We start from the raw sequence: 18924 nt of genomic DNA, 5'->3' as shown, positions 1-18924 counted from the left end.
ATCAGGGCGCTGTTCTGGAGAAAATCGGCGCGGAGGTGGTCTATCCGGAGCGGGAAGTCAAAAATGCCCGTCCCCATGCGGCCATTAAAGGTAGCGTCATTTCGCCCGTCCCCCAGAAAATCATCGAGAATCCCGGACAGAGTCAGCGCATGAATGGCGTTGGCCTCTGAACTGATGTTATTGACATCGATGGACTCGTACTCCGGCATGTCCACATGGGTCATCCGGGCCACATGCTCATGAAGCTCCGGAATCGGCTCATACAGCAGGAACTCTCCCATCACATAGGAAGTCCTGCTATCCGGCAAAAGATTCAGCTTCTGCTTCCGAAGAGCGTCCGGCAATGCGTCGGAGCTGTCCCATTTGGCCATCAGGCGGGGCTCCCGGAATTCCCGGATCTGGTCCGCCTTGATTCTGTATACACCGTTTTTTTCCACCTCTTCTGCTATAGGGTATTTCTCCAGAAGCCGTTTCCAGGCCTCATTTGCAGAAAGCGTCGTCTTCTCCGCCATATCGGTACCTCATTATTTTCCATAAAAAGAGCTGTTCTATAAAACCACATTTTTAAAATTCGACTGTCTTAAAGCTCCCATTCTCCGCATTATAGAAGAACACCTTCTGGGACAGTCGCTCCTCTTCGCCGCAGGTGCGGTTCAGATGCTTCAGGCTCCGCAAAATCCGGATGGGAAGAATACTCCCGGCCGGATGAATGCAGGCCTCGTGGACACTGGTAAACGCCACATAATAGCTTCCTCCCGACAGCTTGGCCAGCCGTTCCTTCACACCCGGATAAAACATGGCGATGGCTCCGTTCAGCTTCCGGGTGGTGGTCAGAAGCGGCGCCCGCTCCGGACTGAGCATCTGAATTCCACTGTTTTCCGACATGAATTCTCCCTTTTCATAGGGAGCGCCCACACAATCCATGGGATCCAGATACAGGCGCGGCGGTGCCGTCACGTAGGTGTTCAGCATGGCGTCCTCCCAGACGCGCTTTCTGGGCAGCCTCCAGCCATCCACGGTCGTTCGGGGAACCTTTATGGTCCCCAGGCCATTTTCACCGTCATACACGGTCAGATAGAGTACCAGAGCCACGTCACCGTACCGCTCATACACATACTCCTTGAGCTCCCGTCTGCAGTCGCTGAAATAGATGGGCCGAATCAGCAGCTTGTCCCTGATCAGCTCATAATTCTGCATCTGTTCCAGCACACCGGTCTCCAGCATCTCACCTGCCGCTTTTATGCTGCCCTGCACATAGCGCCAGACGCTGTCCCAGCCCTCTTCCTCCTGCCGGTCATAAAGCTCTTCCAGTGAAAACCGGGAAACCTGTGAGAGCTTCTCGCTTTTTGTTTTGGTAACCGTCACATAATCGCCGATCAGCACGCCGGATTCCGTCTGATTGTACCGCAGATTCGTCTCCCTTACAAATCGCTCGTCGTACCCCTCATCTCCATCCGAAAGACCTTCCGGGTAAAACTGAATCTCGCCGGGCTTCACTCCCAGAGCCTTCTTTTCCGTAAGCCGGGTCAGAAAACTGCTGCAAAACTCCTGATATGTCACGCCATATCCTCCTTTATTTTAGCTGTATTGGTCGGAACTTTCAACCTCCTTATCTTCTGTAGGTGTAGACACCCGATGAGCAATGAATTTTGCACGGGCTTTTGAAACTTGTTTGTCAAAAAAATCATGGGATCATTGGGAAGAAGCGCCCTGTGATACAAAAGATTAATCTGATAGTTAAAGAATAGCATATTGTAATGTTTTTGTAAATTATTTCCATCCGGCAGATTTCGTAACGATTCGACAATGAATTTGCTTTTCCGCGAAAAGTCTGTTCTATATTATGAAAGCTTTATACTTGCACCCACAAAAAACGTGGTCCGTAAGCCCTCTCTCCACTGATTCTGCAGCAAAACCGAGGTTATCACTTTCCACGTTCTCTTTTGACTTTCTACTATATTCCTTCTAATTTACCCTGCCGTGCCGCATACTCCTTAAGCTCGCACAGTCCTGCCGCCATCCCGGCCTCTGCGCCTGTCTCAGGAAGTTTCACGGTACAAATCGCCCGTTCACAGCCATCTATAAGCCGTTTCGCCTCCGCGATCTGCTCCTCTCCGATCGTCTGAAAAGCCGATACCCTCACCGTCTGCACTGCCAGCGCCTTCGCCGACGGATAATCCAAATCATTTTCCCACAAGATCCCGGCTGCAAAGGGGATTCGCTCCCGCTGAAGCTTTCGGAATACCGCCGTGCCCGTGCCATTTCCGGCGATAACAAAGACCCGCGGCTCCCCATCCACAGCCGGGAGCTCCAGGTCGCCGGTCAGCTCGTCGTAGGTTCCCACGGTCATGCCATACAGCTTCGGAATATACCCTTCGGTGAAAATCTCCTCCGGCGTCCCGAACCGATCCACCTTATCGCCCCGCACGCAGGCAATTTTATCCGAGATACGGCCTGCCAGATCCAGTTCATGTAAGGACATGATGACAGACAGATTTCTTGTCCGTGACATATTTTGAATAATGGAAAGGAATTCCAGTTTGTAACGGATATCCAGAAATGAAGTGGGCTCGTCCAGCACAATAATGTCCGGCTGCTGGCAGAGCGCCCGGGCCAGCATGACCCGCTGCTTCTGACCGTCGCTGGTCTTCGTATAATCCCGATCTGCCAGCTCATGGATATGCACCAAATCCATGGCCTCATCCACCACGGCCCAGTCCTCCCCGGAGAGTACGCCGAATTTTCCCGTATAGGGATAACGGCCTGTGGACACCACGTCCCGGCAGGTCATCATTTCCGGATGGATGCGCTCGGTCAGCACTACAGAAAGCTTCTGAGACAGTTCCTTGCCGCTCAAATCCCCCATAGCCTTGCCGTCCAGCACCGCCACGCCGCCTAAGGGCGCCAGCTGCCGGATGATACTTTTCAGAATCGTAGTCTTGCCCGCGCCGTTGGGACCGATGAGAGTCAGGATTTCACCCTTTTTCAGGCTGATTCGGATGTCTTTGATCAGGGGAACGCCGTGGTAGCCGACAGTCAGTCCTTCCGTGTAGAAATAATAGGTATCCATATGCTACTCAGCCCTCTCCTTCTTTCTGTGAATCATAATATAGATGACCACCGGCGCGCCAAATACTGCTGTCACCGTGCTGATGGACAATTCAGTGGGGGCAAACATGGTCCGGGCCAGCAGATCGCAGAACAGACAGAAAGCCGCCCCGCCCAGGAAACAGGCCGGTATCATCAGGATGGGCTTCGCCGTCCCGAATAAATTCTTAACCAGGTGGGGCACCGCGATTCCCACGAAGGACACCGGGCCTGCAAAGGCCGTCACGCAGGCGGACAGAACACTGGACAACAGCACCAGCAGAATCCGGAACACCTGCACGTTCAGACCCATATTTTTCGCGTAGGCCTCGCCCATCTGGTAAGCACTGATGGGCTTCGACATAAGAAAGACACAGATAGCCGTGATACCCACCACGATGGCCATAATCAGCACATTGTCCCAGGTCATGCCGGAAAAGCTTCCCTTAGACCAATTGTGCAGATTGACGATGTCCGCGTCGTCAGCGAAGGTTACAACAAAGTCCGTCACTGCAGAACAGATATAGCCAATCATGACGCCGCTGACAATGAGCATGGACATCTGATCCATCACCTTCGACATGAGAATCACAAAGCCCATACAGATCATGGCTCCCACAAAGGCCGCGATGATCAGGACCCAGGAGCTTAAAGCAAAAGCATTTCCCAGGGCCGCCACCATGACCAGGGCCACCACCAGCTTTGCGCCGGAGGAGATACCCAGGGTAAAGGGACCCGCAATCGGGTTATGGAAGAAGGTCTGCAACAGATAACCGGACAGAGCCAGACCGCCGCCCAGGATGCCAGCTGCTGCCGCCCGGGGAAATCGGATGCCCATGACGATATCCGTATAGGTATCGTCGCCTCCATTTTTGCCCAGTATCCTTGGAATCTCCGAAAGCGGAATGTTCACGGTTCCGATGCAGATGCTCAAGACCAGAAAAACCAGCACCAACAGGGCCAATATCAGAAATGCGGCCCAGTATCTTCCTTTGTTTCGGGCATTTCTGCCGCCTGTTGTGTTACCCATTGTTCTCGTTCCCTTCTGTCACTGTGCGAATCCTCACAGCTACCGTGTTTCTGTTATCCGGCGCATACTTTCCGGATCCCTCTCTTTGCGCTCCGAATCGTATCAGTTTAACTTGTAAAGATAAGTCAAATCTCCGTCGTCCCCCACCAGCATCCGGTGAATATCCGACGTGATTGTACCCAGCTCCATGGTGGACTGATACAGGTTCTTGGTCGTACAGTACACATGCCCCTCCTGCACCGCCTTGAATTTCTGAAGCAATGGGCTCTTGGCCAGAAGCTCGTCCACCGAGGAAAGCTGTCCCTCTATGGTGCTGTTGTAAATGATGTAATCCGCGTCCTTCGCTCCTGCATAAAACTCCTCCATCTGCATGGACATGGTGGACATGGCGTCATCCTCATCTCCCAGCTCCCGGAAAATGTAAGTGCCGCCAGCCAGCTCAATCATTTTCGGCAGATAGTCGGCAGATTTCCGCACGTTGGCTTCGCCGTTGCTGGTGATATAAAAAAATGCCACCGTCTTACCCGTGGCCGCCTCGCCGCTGATAGCCTCGAAGGCGTCCGCCTCTTTGGCAAAGGCCGCCTCGGCTTCCTCCTCATGGCCGGTCAGAAGGCCGTAGAGCTTCACCCACTCGGTCCGTCCCAGGGGATTCGGCTCATAACTGGAGTGATCCACCAGTACTGGAATTCCAAATTTTTCCAGCTGCTCCTGTACCTCCGGCGTGTGGGAAATCATGGTATTCTCGATGGCCAGACCACAGTTCTGGGCCAAAATCTGCTCATAATCCGGCGCGGAATATTTGCCTGCATAGAGAATGTCGCCGTTCTCCATGGCCGCCTTCGCCGCGTCGATATACCAGCCCTCCGTCTTGGTGCCGCTGAACCTGATGGTATCCAAGGCGTCCAGGGACACGAACATGTCCATAACTGCTGAAGCCACCAGATATATATTCTGAATGGGCTGCTGTAACACAGTGATATCTTTCGCCAGATCCGCCGGCGCTTCTTTTCCTTCCGGAACCACCAGGAAACGTCCGTCATCCGCGACGGTAATCAGCGCGTAGCCGCCCTCATAATTGTCGATAGTAAATTTCTGCGCGTATTCCAGCTTTGTGCTGTCTGTATAGGTCAGCTCGTCACTGATATCCGTGCTGTTCTCTGCCGTTCCGGAACCGCCTGCTCCACAGGCCGTAAGTCCCAGACACATAGCCAGGCACAGAAGAAGTGCCATCAGTTTCTTTTTCATGCTTTCGTATTCCTCTTTTTCCGCATTACAACCGCTGCAATCGCTGCCGCCGCTACTATAATCACGATGCCTGCTGCCGCTGTGGCGGATCCGGATTTGCCTGCTGCGCTGCCGCCCTCTCCCCGGATGGAATCTGACGCGAAGGTCAGCGTATACTCCACCTCATGGGGCGTACTCATGGCCGTGGTATCGCCAATCACGTCCATTCCCTCATCGAACACTGCCACCGGAATCTCAAAGACTGAATGCTCGTCTGTGCTCACCGGAAGATATTTCTCACCACCTACGATCATGTAGTCGTAATGATTGCTGCTCCAGGTAATCTGGGCCACGGCCTGTCCGTCCTCCACAGACAACGCGGTGGGCGATTCGATGGTAGCCCGGCCGCTGCCGCCCTCCATGGTCACTTCCACTGTGTAATTGCCGTCTGCCAGCTGTAATTCATCGATTGTCATAGCTTTACCCCTCGAATCTTATTTGAACAAGGGGGCTGCCGCAAAACGTTCTGCACATTCCACAACAGCCCCTGCATTTTACTTATTCGTAACGGTTCAGTCCCCTGAATCATTACATTTATTCTGCATTTCGCGTATTAGTCCTGAAGAAGCTCCGGATTGGATACGCTGACCTTATGGTCATACCATACGCCCTTGGTTCCGATCAGCGCCAGGTCGAATTCCTCGTCCAGTGCGGGTACCGGTACGTCGAAGGCATTGGCCTCCTCCGGTTCTGTACCATCGCCGAAATCTACGGTCTCTACGGTCGGCTGCAGAAGCTCTGCGCCGTCCTTCTGGGCATCCTCTGCCAGACCTTCATACAGATTCACAATGTTCTTGGAAGGCATAACCACATGAATGGTCATCTGTCCGTCCTTTACGGTCAGAGTTCCCTTTCCCTCGTAAAATTCATTTACATGGAACATACTGCTGTCTGTATTGAAATCTGCGGTGTAAACGCCGTCCTCCAGTGCCGGTGCTGCAGGTTCTTCTGCGTCAGCCTTTTCCGGCTCCGCCGTTTCTTCTGTCTTGGCAGTTTCCTCATCGGAGTTTTCCGCTTCTGTGGTAGTCTCTGCAGCCGGCGTCTCCGCCTTGCTGCCGCAGCCCATCAGCAGTGCGCAGCTTATAACTGCCATTCCCATTAACGCGATGATTTTCTTCTTCATTTCTTTTCTTGTCCTTTATCCTTACTTATTTCATAGCCTCTGCGGTATGAGCAACATAGAGATTCTGGATTGCCTCGATCTCGCCCAGACCTGCGATCTGGCAGTCTACGCTCTCGAACTTGCCGGATGCGTTGAACATGCTCTTCCAGGAATCGTCATCGTCGCCTGCCATGTCGTTGTTTGCATGGTCGCCTGCAACTACCATCAGCGGACGAAGTACAACCTTGGTGTAACCAGCCTCTGCAACTGCGTTAATCACATTCTCACATGCAGTATCTTCCGGCTCGCCCTCTACGGTTCCGATAAATACGTTCTCATATCCCAGATCCTTCATCTGTGCCTGCATCTGGCTATAGGAAATCTTTGCGGTATGGGAGGTACCATGACCCATGAATACAAATGCCACGCCATCCTCTTTTGCTGCGTCCAGAGTATCGAAACCAGCCGTCTTTACAGCCTCAGCAGTAATAGCCTCAGCAACAGCCTTCTTGTCAGCGTTAACTGCGGAAGCGTCTGCTCCAACCTCGCCCAGAAGCGGCTCAGCTACCTTTACAGACTCAAATTTATCCTTGTATGCGTCTACCGCCTCCATCAGCTCGTCGTACTCAGCGCCGTGCATCAGATGGGTCGGCTGTACAACCAGGTTCTTTACGCCGTTGGCAACTGCGCGATCCAGAGCCTGATCCATGTTGTCAATTGCCTCGCCGTCGCGGGCCTGGATATGGTTGATGATAATCTGCGCGGTAAAGGCACGTCTTACGGACCAGTCCGGATTTGCCTCTGCCAGAGCGTCCTCGATACCCTTGATATCAGCTACACGGCTGTCATTGAAGGAAGTACCAAAGCTTACTACCAGCAGCTCGTTCTCGCCGATCTCGTCCTGGTTTCTCGGATCATCCTTGGAAGCGTCTCCGGTGTCGCGTCCGAAGTAATCCGGGTCAGCGTTCTCGCCCTCTACCAGCTCCTTCTGAGCGTCTGTCAGAGCGTCCCATGCTTCCTTGGCTGCCTTACAGTCAGCGTCTGTGGTCTCTGTTCTCTCCTGCACATAGATCTTGTCAATCAGGGCTGCTACGTTGTCAGCTGCAGCCTGATCTGCGTCCGCGTCGTCTGCAGTCTCCTCTGCAGCGTCTGTGGTCTCTTCCGTAGTAGTAGTGTCTGCAGCCGGCGTCTCAGCCTTGCTGCCGCAGCCTGCCAGCATGGATGCTGTCAGAGTTGTTACACATAACAGTGTTACAAGTTTCTTTTTCATTTTCTTTTCCTCCTGCAAAAATTTTTCAGTTAAATGAAATTCATAAGATCAGAAGGAATCTGCTAAAAAATCCGACGATCCTGTGGATCGTCGGATTTTCAATCGTCAGCTTTACATCTGTTCGCCCATCCACGCAAAACAGCGCTGTGCGGAACAGCTGTGTCTATACCCCATCTGGCACTATCAATCCTCGTGATCCGGAATCTTTCGACTCCATGCGCCGCAGTCTGGCAGGTCTCCTGGCTTACAGTACAAGCGCTGCTTATCGTCTTCCCGATGGCTCAGTGACGTATGATAAGCCGCTCCTGCATACAGTGACGAGATCGCGCAGGTCTCTCACCTGCTTCCCTATTCTCCGTTTTTTAACGGCACCAGCTGTTTCTTATTTGATTTCACATAACCTACACAAGCATTATAGCAGTCTTTCTGAAATAATCAACTGTTTTTCCGCTATTTTTTCTTCCTTTTTGCATTATTTCGCCCGTTTTTTCATAAATAACAGATAAGCGAGCAGCAATATGATTCCTACCGGCAGAGAAATCAGCGCAGACTGGGTAAATCCTGCCACAATATAGGTAATAAAGGAAATCACTGCTACACTGACCGCATAGGGAAGCTGGGTGGACACATGGTTTACATGGTTACACTGGGCTCCCGCAGACGCCATAATGGTCGTATCGGAAATCGGGGAGCAGTGGTCGCCGCAGACAGCGCCCGCCATGCAGGCAGAGATGGCCACGGTCATCAACGCCGGATGGGTGGTCTGGAACGCGTCTACCACAATCGGAATCAGGATACCAAAGGTTCCCCAGGAGGTTCCGGTGGCAAAAGCCAGGAAGCATCCAACCAGGAAAATAATAGCCGGAAGCAGAGCAACCATACCCTGAGAGCTGCTCTTAATCAGATTAGCCACGAACTCCGCGGCGCCCAGGCTGTCTGTCATGGCCTTCAGGGTCCAGGCGAAGGTCAGAATCATGATAGCCGGAACCATGGCCTTGAAGCCCTCGGGAATGCAGTTCATGCACTCCTTGAAGCCCAGGACCTTACGGCTCACATACAGCAGAATCGTGATGACCAGGGCGAAAGCACTTCCGATGGCCAGACCGATGGACGCGTCGCTGTTGGAGAAGGCGGTCACGAAGTCCGCGCCGTCAAAGAAGCCGCCGGTGTAAATCATGCCGATGACGCAGCAGATGATCAGGGAAAGAATCGGAATCAGCAAATCCTTTACGGAACCATTTCCCACGTTATCCAGGCCTTCTGCGTTGCCGTAAGGTCTGTCCGGCGTAGTAAACAGGTCGCCCTTCTTTGCGTTGTCCTCATGGACCTTCATAGAACCGAAATCTATGTTCAGAATTGCTATCGTAATCATCATAACGATAGTCAGAATCGCGTAGAAATTATAGGGAATCGCGCTGACAAAAAGCGCCAGTCCGTCCTCACCCTCTACGAAACCGGTTACGGCCGCCGCCCAGGATGAAATGGGGGCAATGATGCAGACCGGAGCCGCTGTGGCGTCGATGAGATACGCCAGCTTCGCCCGGGAAATGTTGTGCTTGTCCGTCACGGGACGCATGACGCTTCCCACGGTCAGGCAGTTAAAATAATCGTCGATGAAAATCAGAACGCCAAGGGCTACCGTAGCAAGCTGAGCGCCGGTGCGGGTCTTGATATGCTCGCCGGCCCACCGTCCGAAGGCCGCCGAGCCTCCGGCCCGGTTCATCAGTGACACAATGGCTCCCAGGATAACCAGGAACACCAGAATTCCCACATTGTAGCTGTCGGACAGAACGCCTACGATTCCATCCTCAAAGATGTGAAGCACGGTTCCCTCGAAGCTGAAGCCCGAGTAGAACAGGCCTCCCACCAGGATGCCAAGAAACAGTGAGGAATACACCTCCTTGGTAATCAGAGCCAGAACAATCGCTACTACAGGCGGCACCAACGCCCAAAAGGTAGCATACATAACAGGTACATAATCCATTTTTAAAATCTCCTTCCCTCGAAAACAGTCGAAAAAAAGACCGTGAGCACATACTTCCCGACTGTACTCACGGTCCGAACTTCCCCTTCGACCTATGATAGCTCTCCACAGTCCTGTGACAGTCTGACGCATATTCTGCGGCAGCCCAGAAACCCATCCTTCGGAACGGATGAATCCCTTCGGCGGTCTTCCCTTTCCCGGCTGACTGGTTCCGACCTTATGTCAACCGATACTCCTGAAGCCCCGCGCCTCTATCATTTTCTAAAATTGCCTATGTGGCTATCCTATCACGGAATGGGAGGAAGATCAAGTGTTTCTACTATTTCTCTGCAGGATAATGATCCCGTACTCCATCCAGCTTCTTGCTGCCAATCCGTACGTGGAAATTCGGATCTTTCGGAATATCCGGATTGATACCCAGATCCTGCGGAGCCAGGCATGCAACTACCTGCATGGGAATGATATACTCCCACGCGGAAAACAGCGGATCCTCTACAAAATCACAGAGCAGATACTTGTCGTTATGCTCCTCTACTCCCTCCGGAGATCCGATGAAGTAATTATGGGGTGTCCAATCGCTCAATATCTCTATCAGCTTTAATACACGGGGCTTGTAATCTCCCTTGGAAGCCAGATAGAAAATATGTGCGCTGTCTGTAATGGAATTGTAGATACCATGGAAAAATTCTTCAATATCATATCCGGTTACACCCTGACGGACAGTTTCCAGAACCTTTAAGGCTCCCTCCAGTACATCGGCATACATTCCATCGTATCCGACTACAATAATTCTCTTAGCCGGGAGGAATTCTTCCTTGATCCTGCCATACCATTCTGTTGCGGCCTTTGTCACATTTCCCAGGTTATCGATGACCTTATTCATTCTTTTCAGATAAGCATCTACAGTAGCCTGATCGGTAATGCCCTTGGCCAGAGCCAGCTCCGTCAGCATCATCATCAGCGTCACAGTAGTTCCTGCATAGCCCTTCGTTTTTGCTCCGCACTTTTCATTACCCACCTCAATCCGGGTTTTCGTATCCGCATGCTCAAAAACAAGTGCTGTGGGATTTTCAGACACTGCTGCTGTATACAGTCCTTCTGCAATAGCAGCGTCCAGGCCTTCTACTGTAGAAAGGCTTTGTCCACCCTGGGACATTCCGATCACCAACGTATTCTTATTGAATACCTTTTCGCTGCGTGCAAACTGTGTCGGATACATGCAGAACACCTTCCGGTTCAGCAGCTCTTCCAGATAATTCTTGGCAGAAAGTCCTGCATGATAACTGGTGCCTGAACCAAGCACATAGATCTGCTCAATATTTTTATCCTTAAAATATTCTACAAATTCCTTTGTGATCTCTTTTCTGTTCTCAATGATTCCTCTCAGAACAACCGGAGTTTCACAAATATAATCATACATTTTTGTCTTTTCCATTAGAAAATACCAATAACAGAACCAATAATTCCTACGATAATCATACCCCAGAGAATTGTGGTTGTCTTAATTCCTTTCTGTAATAATTTGTAAGTCCCGAGTGTCAGACACAACGGCAGGAATCCTGTAATAATCGCATCAAAGATATCCTGCACTACAATTTCCGCACCGGAAATTGTAAATACCAGCGGTGTGGAAAGTGATACCATGGACGCTGCCATAGAACCAACTACCACCAGACCCAGAATCTTTGCGGCCTCGGTTAACGCTGCAATTACGCCTCCCTGAGACAGGCCCGCCAGGAAATTTACACCACTCTTATAACCAATACGCAGTCCCTGATAACGCACCAGGAAATGCGGGATATTGTAGATAAGGAGGAACAGAATGGCACCTAAAATGCTTCCCTGTGCTGCCAGGCTGGCACCGATACCTGCACCGATAATACGGAAGGTTCCCCAGAAAAAGGAATCACCAATACCTGCCAGAGGCCCCATCAGTGCTGCTTTTACTGCATTGATAGATTCCTCATCACATTCTTCCCCTGCGTCCTTGGCCTTCTTGAATTTTTCCTCCATAGCAATTGCTGCACCTGTGATAAAGGATACAATAGCCGGTGTGGTATTGAAGATAGCCAGATGCCTCTTCAATGCTTCGGAAGCCTCTTTCTTATCCGGATACAGTTTCTTCAGAGCCGGAACCATCTGATAAGCAAAGCCTACATTCTGCATTCTTTCATAGCAGAAGCATGCCTGCAACGGGAAAGAACGCCAGAAAGTTTTCTTAAAGATATCTTTTGTCATAACGGATTCTTCATTAGCCGTTGTGTTCGTCATATTCTCTGCCATTACAGTTCACCTCCCAAATCATCAGATGCTGCCGGAGCAGCTGCTTCTTCTGTTTTCTTATTTCCTGCATACTGGAAAATCACATAGGCAATTGTCGTACCAATGACAGCTGCTCCTACGGTATTCACACCGAGAAGTGCTGTAATTGCCCAGCCCATGAAGAAGAAAGCTACATTCTTCTTGTTAAACAGAAGCTGCATCAGAATGGCAATTCCAAGTGCCGGAAGCATACCGCTGGCTACAGAAAATCCATTGATTACACTCTGCGGAATTTTATCAACAAATGCACTGATAACGGTAGACCCAAGCAGTGCACCGCAGAATACCAGCAGGAAATAAGCAACAAAGAACAGAATGGCGCCGCCCCAGAGAGCGCGGTCAATTCCTTTATAATCACCATTTTCTGCTGCCTTATCTGCCTGATGTACGAAGTAGCCATTGGCAGTTCTACAAAGAATACCTACCAGCTGTCCTAAGGTTGCAATGGGCAGTGCCAGGGCTACTGCTGCACTGACATCCAGCTTGGCACTGATGGCAAATACGGTAGCAAGAATACTTCCGGATACGGTGTCAGGCGGTGTGGCGGAACCAATTCCAACTACACCCATCATAACCAGCTCCAGAGAAGCTCCAATAATAATACCTGTCTGTAAATCTCCCAAAATCAGACCTACCAGTGGTCCAAGAACCAATGGCCGATCCAACATACACATTCCGAATACACGGCTGTCCCAAATACCGATACCGCCCAGAATACCAAGCAGTACTGCATGAATTATACCCATAACCTACACTCCTTCTTTTGAATCTCTCTGTTTCTGTTACCTTGCAAAACTTTTTCTGATATCTGCTGTGGTCAGGCGCTTCGATGTAGGATCTGCCTGCATCACAAGCTCAGCCCCTTTTTTCTCCATGCTGTCCATCACAGCGATATCATCTGCATCCATGTAAGAATTCATATCAATTTTTTTCTTTCCTTCTCCGCTTCGGAGTCCGCCCAACAATACATCCTTGATCGCTCCGTTTGTCCGATCGTACAGATATTCCGCATCCTTCATATCTTTGCAGATTACCATAATCGTACGTGCTGCATGCTTTGGGTTGTTGATCACTGCTACTGCTCCATCCAGAGATTTCATGGAAAGTGTTACCTCCGGCGGTGTGGCCAGTTTAAAAGCCATCTGCATGGTCGCATCTGTAATCAGCTTATCGTTTGCCACTACAATCGTGTCAATCTTGTAATAGTTTGTCCATGCCACGGCTACCTGTCCATGAAGAAGTCTATCGTCTACACGCAATACTTTAATCATCGTTTTCCTCCAATCTTACAGTTCCCCGTCATCACTGATGGATACGAGTTCTGCCTGCTGGTCATTGACCAGTATAATCGTATCTCTGGCTTCCGCCAAAGCTGTACGAATCTGCCTCAGATTTTCTTCTCTGTCATCCGTAAGTTCCAGCATAACCAGTGACACCAGCAATCCCAGATTCAGGCCGCTTACCAGATAAAGTTCCGGATGCTCCGCCATAATTCCAATAGCTGCCTGTGTGGTACTGCCGCCCGGCAGGTCTGTGATCAGAATCGTCGGCCAATCATTCTCAAAGGAAATGAGCGCATCTTCCAGATTTTTCTTCGTCTGTGCAATGTTTTCATCCATGGTAATGCTCAGCGCTTTCAAATTCTGAACTTCACCGAGAATAAATCTGCAGGACTGCGCAATTCCCTTGGAAAATTCCCCGTGCGTCAGTAAAACAATGTTCTTCATAAGCACCTCCTATAAATGTATATACATTTTACTATATGCTACTATACTTTTACCCTCTTGTCAATCCTATTTTTATATACTTTTAATAATTTTTATTCCATTTCCATTATTTATATCTGCCTTTTTTCTATCTCCCTTGACTTTTTTCATTTCCCCAGCTATCATAAGTATATACAAATATGTATAAATATAGAAACAAGGAGATTACGATTGAAAAATTCACCCAGATATCTTGCCATCGCACAGGATATCATCACTCAAATTCAGGAAGGAAAACTCCGCCCTGGTGATCAGATTATGACAGAGGCACAGCTGTGTGAGGAATACGTAGTCAGCCGTATGACCGTCAATAAAGCACTGACTACCCTGGTTACCAAAGGATTTGTGCGCCGTGTCTCCGGAAAAGGAACCTTCGTTCTGGACCAGCAGGTTACCAAATACATCGGAGCTGCCTCGCCCGGAAGCTTTTCCCGTGATATGGCTTCCATTCACACCAAGCCCGGTGCCATTCTGGTAGAATATCGTGTAGTCCGTGCTTCTGAATTTCCGTCTGTAGCTCAGCAGCTGGAACTGCACGAAAATGATTTTCTGCACTATATCCATCGAATTCGTACCAGCGACGGGATCCGGATTGCTTTAAGTCACACTTATATTCCCTGCAAATATCTTCCTGCTGTTGATGTCTCTGCTTTGGAAGGATCCCTCTATGAATATCTGGATGAAACCTACCATGTACATCCCCAGGCACTGGATTACAGCTTTGCAGCCCTGCTTCCTACCAACCGGCAGAAGGAGCTGCTTCAGGTGGACTCCTGTGCCCTGTTAAAATCTTCCCATCGTAGTATTATCGAGACAGGGGAACTGTTCGAATATACAGAGACCTACTATGCGGGCAACCGCTTTACCTACAAATTTGCCCCACGTTAGGAACCAATGATTTTTTTATAAAAATAGAAGGAACTGTGAACCTGTATTTCTCATGCAGCTTCGCAGTTCCTTCTATTTTCATTTTTATAAATCAGCTATTCTGAAATTTCCCCTGCATAATTCCGCGCAAAGATTTCCTTTACCTCTTCCGGATCCTCTGTCTGTCCCAGCGCCCACATCATTTTCGTCACAATGGCTTCCGTGGTCATATCACGGCCCGGAATGACCCCACAGTCCAGAAGCTTGCGTCCCACCTCATAGAGGGACAGATCGCTCTTCTCATAGAGACACTGGCTGCACACCGCAATGCTGACCCCATGATCCGTCAGCTTCTTCAGCTTGGGAAGGAGGTTCCGCCGCTCAAAATGGGTGCCACCCGCGCCAAAGGCCTCGATGACAACGCCCCGGTACCCCAGCTCCAGCAGGCTGTCAAAAATCTCCGGCTTGGTTCCCGGAATCAGCTTCATCAGAAATACGTCCGTACAGAGCTTATTTTTCAGCTCAAAGGGAGCCGCCGCCTCTTCTCCCGTCCGGCTGTGCTCCAGGTGTACGCCGTCCGCATAGATTTTCCCGATATAGGGCGCGGAAATGCTTTCAAAGGCGTCAAAGCCCATGGTTCGCACCTTTACCGCGCGGCAGCCGCCCATAATCTTATCGTCAAAGGCCACCATTACCCCGCTCAGACCTGCGTCCACCGCCGCGAAGGCCGTCTGCAGGTTCCGCTTGGCATCGGTAAACATCTGGCCGATGGGAATCTGCGCTCCGGTCAGCACCACCGGCTTCGTCAGGTTCTGCAGCATATAGCTGAGTGCGGAAGCCGTATACGCCATGGTATCTGTGCCATGGGTGATGATGATACCGTCATAATCCGGCAGCGCCTCCGCCACCTGCTCTGCCATAAACTGCCATTCCTCCGGCTGAATATTGGAGCTGTCCAGATTCAGGATATCCCGGCTTTCGATCGCGAAGCCTTCCCGCAGCTCCGGCAGAAGTTCCAGAATTCCGTCTCCGGACATTCCCGGGGTCAGCCCCTCCTCTGAATGGGTACAGGCAATGGTTCCGCCTGTCGCCAGCAATAATACCTTTTTCATTCTCTTTGTTCCTCCTTACCCCTGCCAGGGCGCTGCCGCCCGGTCATGAAAATACAGTCGGTATTCCACACCGCTCAGTTCTTTATCCACAAAGGCTCTCGCTTTTTCCACATCCCGTTCCTTCAGGGCCTCCACCAGCTCCAGATGCGCTTCCATCGCCCCCACCGCATCCGCGCTTTTCCAGTCCCGCACCAGCACCCGGCGCAGCTTGTTCAGGGTTCCCTCCAGGGTAGAAATCAGATAGGGATTCCGGGACAGATAGACGACCGACATATGAAACTGCATATTCATGTCGCTGTACTGCCGGTAGGTGCCCTCCTTCATGGCCGCTATCTGCTTATGTACCTCCGCCTCCAGATGAGCCAACTCCTCTTTCCCCGCGTACTGGATCGCCAGCTCTGCGGAGGCCTTTTCCAGGATTCCCCGGAACTGAAACAGGCTCTGCAGCTCCGCCACCGAAAGCCCTCTGACCAGATAGCCCTTGTTGGGAATCTTGTCCAGGAATCCCTCCATACAGAGGTAATTCAGCGCCTCCCGGGACGGCGTCTTGCTGACACCGAACTTTTCCGAAATCTCCGCCTCGGTAATCATATCATTTTCCTCATAAACCCAGTTGATGATATCCTCCCGCAGGGCTTCGAGGACTTTTTCTGTCATAGACTGCCGTTTCGCCATAATGAGCCTCCTGTATCTTAAGTCTGCCTGTTGTTTTTGGAATATCAGTGATATATCACTGATATCTGTATCGTACACCCGGGGATTCCCTGTGTCAAGTAAAAAAGACCCTGTCGCACAGATACAATTTTATCCGTATCCATACGACAAGATCTTTTCTTTCTCTCTCTTACACCAGATGAATGATATCAATCAGCACCACAGCCACCAGGCCGTAATATACCGCGATAGCCACCAGGTCGTTGATGGTTGTGATCAGGGGACCGGACGCCACTGCCGGGTCCACGCCCACCTTTTTGAAGAAAATCGGGGTCAGGGTTCCCACCAGGCTGGATACCACCATGGCGCCCACCAGGGACACGCCCACACAGGCGGAAATCATCAGGGAATAGCCCAGGGTGAAACCCTTGAACAGGTGGATGTACGCGCCCAAGAATACCAGGGCCATCACCGCCAGAATCGCGCCGTTGAAGAAGCCGATCTTCATCTCCTTGAACATAAGCTTCACCTTCTGTCCGGTGGTCAGGTTCTCATCCATCAGCACCCGGATGGTTACCGCCAGGGACTGGGTTCCCACATTGCCGGCCATATCCAGAATCAGGGACTGGAAGCACATGACGATGGGCAGCACCGCCACGACGGACTCAAAGACGCCCACCACAGCGGACACCACCATGCCGAGGAACAGCAGAATCACCAGCCAGGGCAGTCTTTTACGGATGCTCTCGCCTGTGGTCTCGTTTAAGTCCTCCTCGGCAGTCAGACCAGCCAGCTTCGCATAATCGTCACCCATCTCGTCATCTACCACCTCTACAATATCCTGGGCTGTGATGATACCGCCGATGCTCCGATCCTCCAACAATACGGGAATAGAATCCTCGGCGTAGTCCTTGATTTTCTCAATGCAGTCACTGATTTTCTCATGGTCCATGACGAACGGATAGGAACGGCTGATCAGATCTTCCAGCTCCACATGCTCTCTTGCGATGATCAGATCCTGCAGCTCGATGGCTCCGTAGTACTGCTCCTGCCGATCCACCACATAGATCGTGGAAATGTTATCATTTTCTCCGGCCTGACGCACCAGCTCCCGCATGGCCTCCCGGACGGTCAGATCGTTGTGAATCAGGATAAAATTGGTGGTCATATAACTACCGATCTCATCCTCATCGTAGGACAGCAGAAGCCTGACATCTTCGCTGGCCTCTTTGTCCAGCATCCCCAGAATTTTACACTTTGTGTCGTCGTCCACTTCCTCCAGAATGTCTACCGCATCGTCGGAATCCATCTCGGAAATGACCTTGGCCTGCTGTTTTAAGGACAGCTCCTTCAGATAAATATCGCCGTCGTCCAGATAGGCGAAAATCTCCGCCACCCGCTCTGCGCCCAGGGCCGAGTACAGGCGCTTTCTCTCCTCAGGCGTCAGAAGCTCCAGAGCCTCCGCAATATCGTTATCATGGTAATCGAAGAGCCGGTCAATCAGCTCCTCCCGGGACAGGTTTCCCCGGATAATCGCAATCAATTCCTCTACGTACTTTGTCATAGCCTACCTCCATTTGAGCCGCATTTTTCCAGAACCTTCCACTGGAAGCTTCCGAAAAATGACCGCAAAAAAACACCGCTTCAGATTTTCCAAAGCAGACTTAACGGTTACACGCTGTGAAGTCCGGACCTTTCTGAATACGGTGTGAATCAAATGTCAATATAAAGCCAGCCATGACACGCAAAAGCATGCAGCTATTTTATGATTCCTAAGGGAATCTTCACGCACAGCTGCACGTTTTTGCCTGTCCTGTTCGCACCGTACTTTCTACTTCGTCCCGTACTATCGCAACTGTCCATGAAATTCACCTCCTGAAAATTAGAATTCATTTTGTTTCCTTTGTGAGTATAACATCAAAGAAGGGGGTATACAACCCCCTTCCTTAAAAACCTTCTCTTTTTTCGCTTTTACAGCTCCATGTGTTTCATTTCTTCCAGGAAATCCCGGATATAGGAAACTGCCAGATAGGACGGTACCATAAAGTCCGTTCCCAGCGCGCCCTGGAAGCCCATAGCCAGTGCCTTCACAGACGGATTCAGGGTGAAGAGCAGCAGAGTAATAAGGCCTGCCACCACCGCTGCGACGGCTCTCTTTATCCTTTCCGGGAGGCCATTGAAAAACGGCGTACCAATTACCGCTACCTCCGGAATTGCCTGATGATGTCTGCCCCATGTTCTTCCCTTTCCTGGTGGAGAATCGTGAATCCCTGATGAAGCATCTGGCTGCCCATCAGATTCCCCCCCCCAAGGTTTACTGGCCTGTTCCTCCTTTTGTAAAGGTGGAGGAGTATCAATAGAATGTGTCCTATATAAAAAAGAATGTGCCATTGGCACATTCTCGCGCCGAGGCGCGGTTGCTTCAGCAACCATCTACCACTGCGCC

19 protein-coding genes and 2 riboswitches are annotated in these 18924 nt (G+C 50.9%); of the genes, 1 reads left to right on the top strand and 18 read right to left on the bottom strand.

The annotated features are described in order from the left end of the window. From WMO29_RS16255 to WMO29_RS16190, 14 genes are all read right to left on the bottom strand, one after another. Positions 1 to 512: type II restriction enzyme (locus WMO29_RS16255; protein WP_435391204.1), on the bottom strand; the 512-nt coding region annotated here is incomplete at its 3' end. Positions 513 to 564: 52 nt separating this feature from the next. Beyond that, positions 565 to 1560: a DUF5688 family protein gene (locus WMO29_RS16250; protein WP_178039715.1), complete on the bottom strand. Its 996-nt coding sequence runs from the start codon at positions 1558 to 1560 to the stop codon at positions 565 to 567. A 394-nt stretch (positions 1561 to 1954) separates the two neighbouring features. Then, on the bottom strand, positions 1955 to 3070 hold the full coding sequence (locus WMO29_RS16245; RefSeq protein ID WP_178039716.1) for an ATP-binding cassette domain-containing protein: 1116 nt from the start codon (positions 3068 to 3070) through the stop codon (positions 1955 to 1957). Positions 3071 to 3073: 3 nt separating this feature from the next. After that, positions 3074 to 4117 (bottom strand): iron chelate uptake ABC transporter family permease subunit, encoded by a 1044-nt coding sequence (locus WMO29_RS16240; protein ID WP_178039717.1) that lies wholly within the window; start codon positions 4115 to 4117, stop codon positions 3074 to 3076. A gap of 102 nt (positions 4118 to 4219) precedes the next feature. Continuing rightward, positions 4220 to 5362 carry an ABC transporter substrate-binding protein gene (locus WMO29_RS16235; protein ID WP_178039718.1) on the bottom strand — a complete coding sequence of 381 codons (1143 nt, stop codon included), beginning with the start codon at positions 5360 to 5362 and terminating at the stop codon, positions 4220 to 4222. Then, positions 5359 to 5817 carry a hypothetical protein gene (locus WMO29_RS16230; RefSeq protein WP_178039719.1) on the bottom strand — a complete coding sequence of 153 codons (459 nt, stop codon included), beginning with the start codon at positions 5815 to 5817 and terminating at the stop codon, positions 5359 to 5361. The genes WMO29_RS16235 and WMO29_RS16230 overlap by 4 nt, the downstream gene beginning before the upstream one ends. Before the next feature lie 137 nt (positions 5818 to 5954). Then, positions 5955 to 6524, bottom strand: a complete 570-nt coding sequence (locus tag WMO29_RS16225) for a hypothetical protein (RefSeq protein WP_349165506.1) — start codon at positions 6522 to 6524, stop codon at positions 5955 to 5957. A gap of 25 nt (positions 6525 to 6549) precedes the next feature. After that, positions 6550 to 7773, bottom strand: coding sequence for a sirohydrochlorin cobaltochelatase (locus WMO29_RS16220; protein ID WP_178039721.1), 1224 nt, complete (start codon positions 7771 to 7773; stop codon positions 6550 to 6552). Between the two features lie 211 nt (positions 7774 to 7984). Beyond that, positions 7985 to 8164: riboswitch (cobalamin riboswitch) on the bottom strand. Positions 8165 to 8245: 81 nt separating this feature from the next. After that, on the bottom strand, positions 8246 to 9757 hold the full coding sequence (locus WMO29_RS16215; RefSeq protein WP_178039722.1) for a Na+/H+ antiporter NhaC family protein: 1512 nt from the start codon (positions 9755 to 9757) through the stop codon (positions 8246 to 8248). A gap of 90 nt (positions 9758 to 9847) precedes the next feature. Beyond that, positions 9848 to 10019: riboswitch (Lysine riboswitch) on the bottom strand. Positions 10020 to 10076: 57 nt separating this feature from the next. Beyond that, positions 10077 to 11177, bottom strand: coding sequence for an SIS domain-containing protein (locus tag WMO29_RS16210; protein ID WP_349165505.1), 1101 nt, complete (start codon positions 11175 to 11177; stop codon positions 10077 to 10079). 14 nt (positions 11178 to 11191) lie between these two features. Then, positions 11192 to 12040 carry a PTS system mannose/fructose/sorbose family transporter subunit IID gene (locus tag WMO29_RS16205; protein ID WP_317245539.1) on the bottom strand — a complete coding sequence of 283 codons (849 nt, stop codon included), beginning with the start codon at positions 12038 to 12040 and terminating at the stop codon, positions 11192 to 11194. Next, positions 12040 to 12825, bottom strand: coding sequence for a PTS mannose/fructose/sorbose/N-acetylgalactosamine transporter subunit IIC (locus WMO29_RS16200; RefSeq protein ID WP_349165504.1), 786 nt, complete (start codon positions 12823 to 12825; stop codon positions 12040 to 12042). The genes WMO29_RS16205 and WMO29_RS16200 overlap by 1 nt, the downstream gene beginning before the upstream one ends. Positions 12826 to 12861: 36 nt before the next feature. After that, positions 12862 to 13350 carry a PTS sugar transporter subunit IIB gene (locus WMO29_RS16195; protein WP_158361822.1) on the bottom strand — a complete coding sequence of 163 codons (489 nt, stop codon included), beginning with the start codon at positions 13348 to 13350 and terminating at the stop codon, positions 12862 to 12864. Positions 13351 to 13365: 15 nt separating this feature from the next. Further along, on the bottom strand, positions 13366 to 13806 hold the full coding sequence (locus tag WMO29_RS16190; protein WP_349165503.1) for a PTS sugar transporter subunit IIA: 441 nt from the start codon (positions 13804 to 13806) through the stop codon (positions 13366 to 13368). A 210-nt stretch (positions 13807 to 14016) separates the two neighbouring features. Here WMO29_RS16190 and WMO29_RS16185 point away from each other — a divergent pair, with 210 nt between their 5' ends. Continuing rightward, the gene (locus tag WMO29_RS16185; RefSeq protein WP_178039726.1) at positions 14017 to 14733 is read left to right on the top strand and encodes a GntR family transcriptional regulator; all 717 of its coding nucleotides are present in this window, start codon (positions 14017 to 14019) and stop codon (positions 14731 to 14733) included. Positions 14734 to 14828: 95 nt separating this feature from the next. Here WMO29_RS16185 and WMO29_RS16180 read toward each other — a convergent pair whose 3' ends face one another. The 4 genes from WMO29_RS16180 to WMO29_RS16165 form a co-directional block, all read right to left on the bottom strand. Next, on the bottom strand, positions 14829 to 15824 hold the full coding sequence (locus tag WMO29_RS16180) for an asparaginase (RefSeq protein WP_158361825.1): 996 nt from the start codon (positions 15822 to 15824) through the stop codon (positions 14829 to 14831). A gap of 15 nt (positions 15825 to 15839) precedes the next feature. Next, on the bottom strand, positions 15840 to 16499 hold the full coding sequence (locus WMO29_RS16175) for a GntR family transcriptional regulator (RefSeq protein ID WP_262670603.1): 660 nt from the start codon (positions 16497 to 16499) through the stop codon (positions 15840 to 15842). A gap of 169 nt (positions 16500 to 16668) precedes the next feature. Beyond that, positions 16669 to 18042 carry a magnesium transporter gene (gene mgtE, locus WMO29_RS16170; protein WP_349165502.1) on the bottom strand — a complete coding sequence of 458 codons (1374 nt, stop codon included), beginning with the start codon at positions 18040 to 18042 and terminating at the stop codon, positions 16669 to 16671. A 407-nt stretch (positions 18043 to 18449) separates the two neighbouring features. Continuing rightward, a complete protein-coding gene (locus WMO29_RS16165; RefSeq protein ID WP_262670604.1) occupies positions 18450 to 18617 on the bottom strand; it encodes a hypothetical protein in 168 nt (55 codons plus the stop codon). Positions 18618 to 18924: the final 307 nt, after the last annotated feature.

Origin of the sequence: Laedolimicola intestinihominis, assembly GCF_040096155.1 — a bacterium.
GTDB lineage: Bacteria > Bacillota > Clostridia > Lachnospirales > Lachnospiraceae > Laedolimicola > Laedolimicola intestinihominis.
This window is presented reverse-complemented; position numbering and strand designations above follow the sequence as displayed.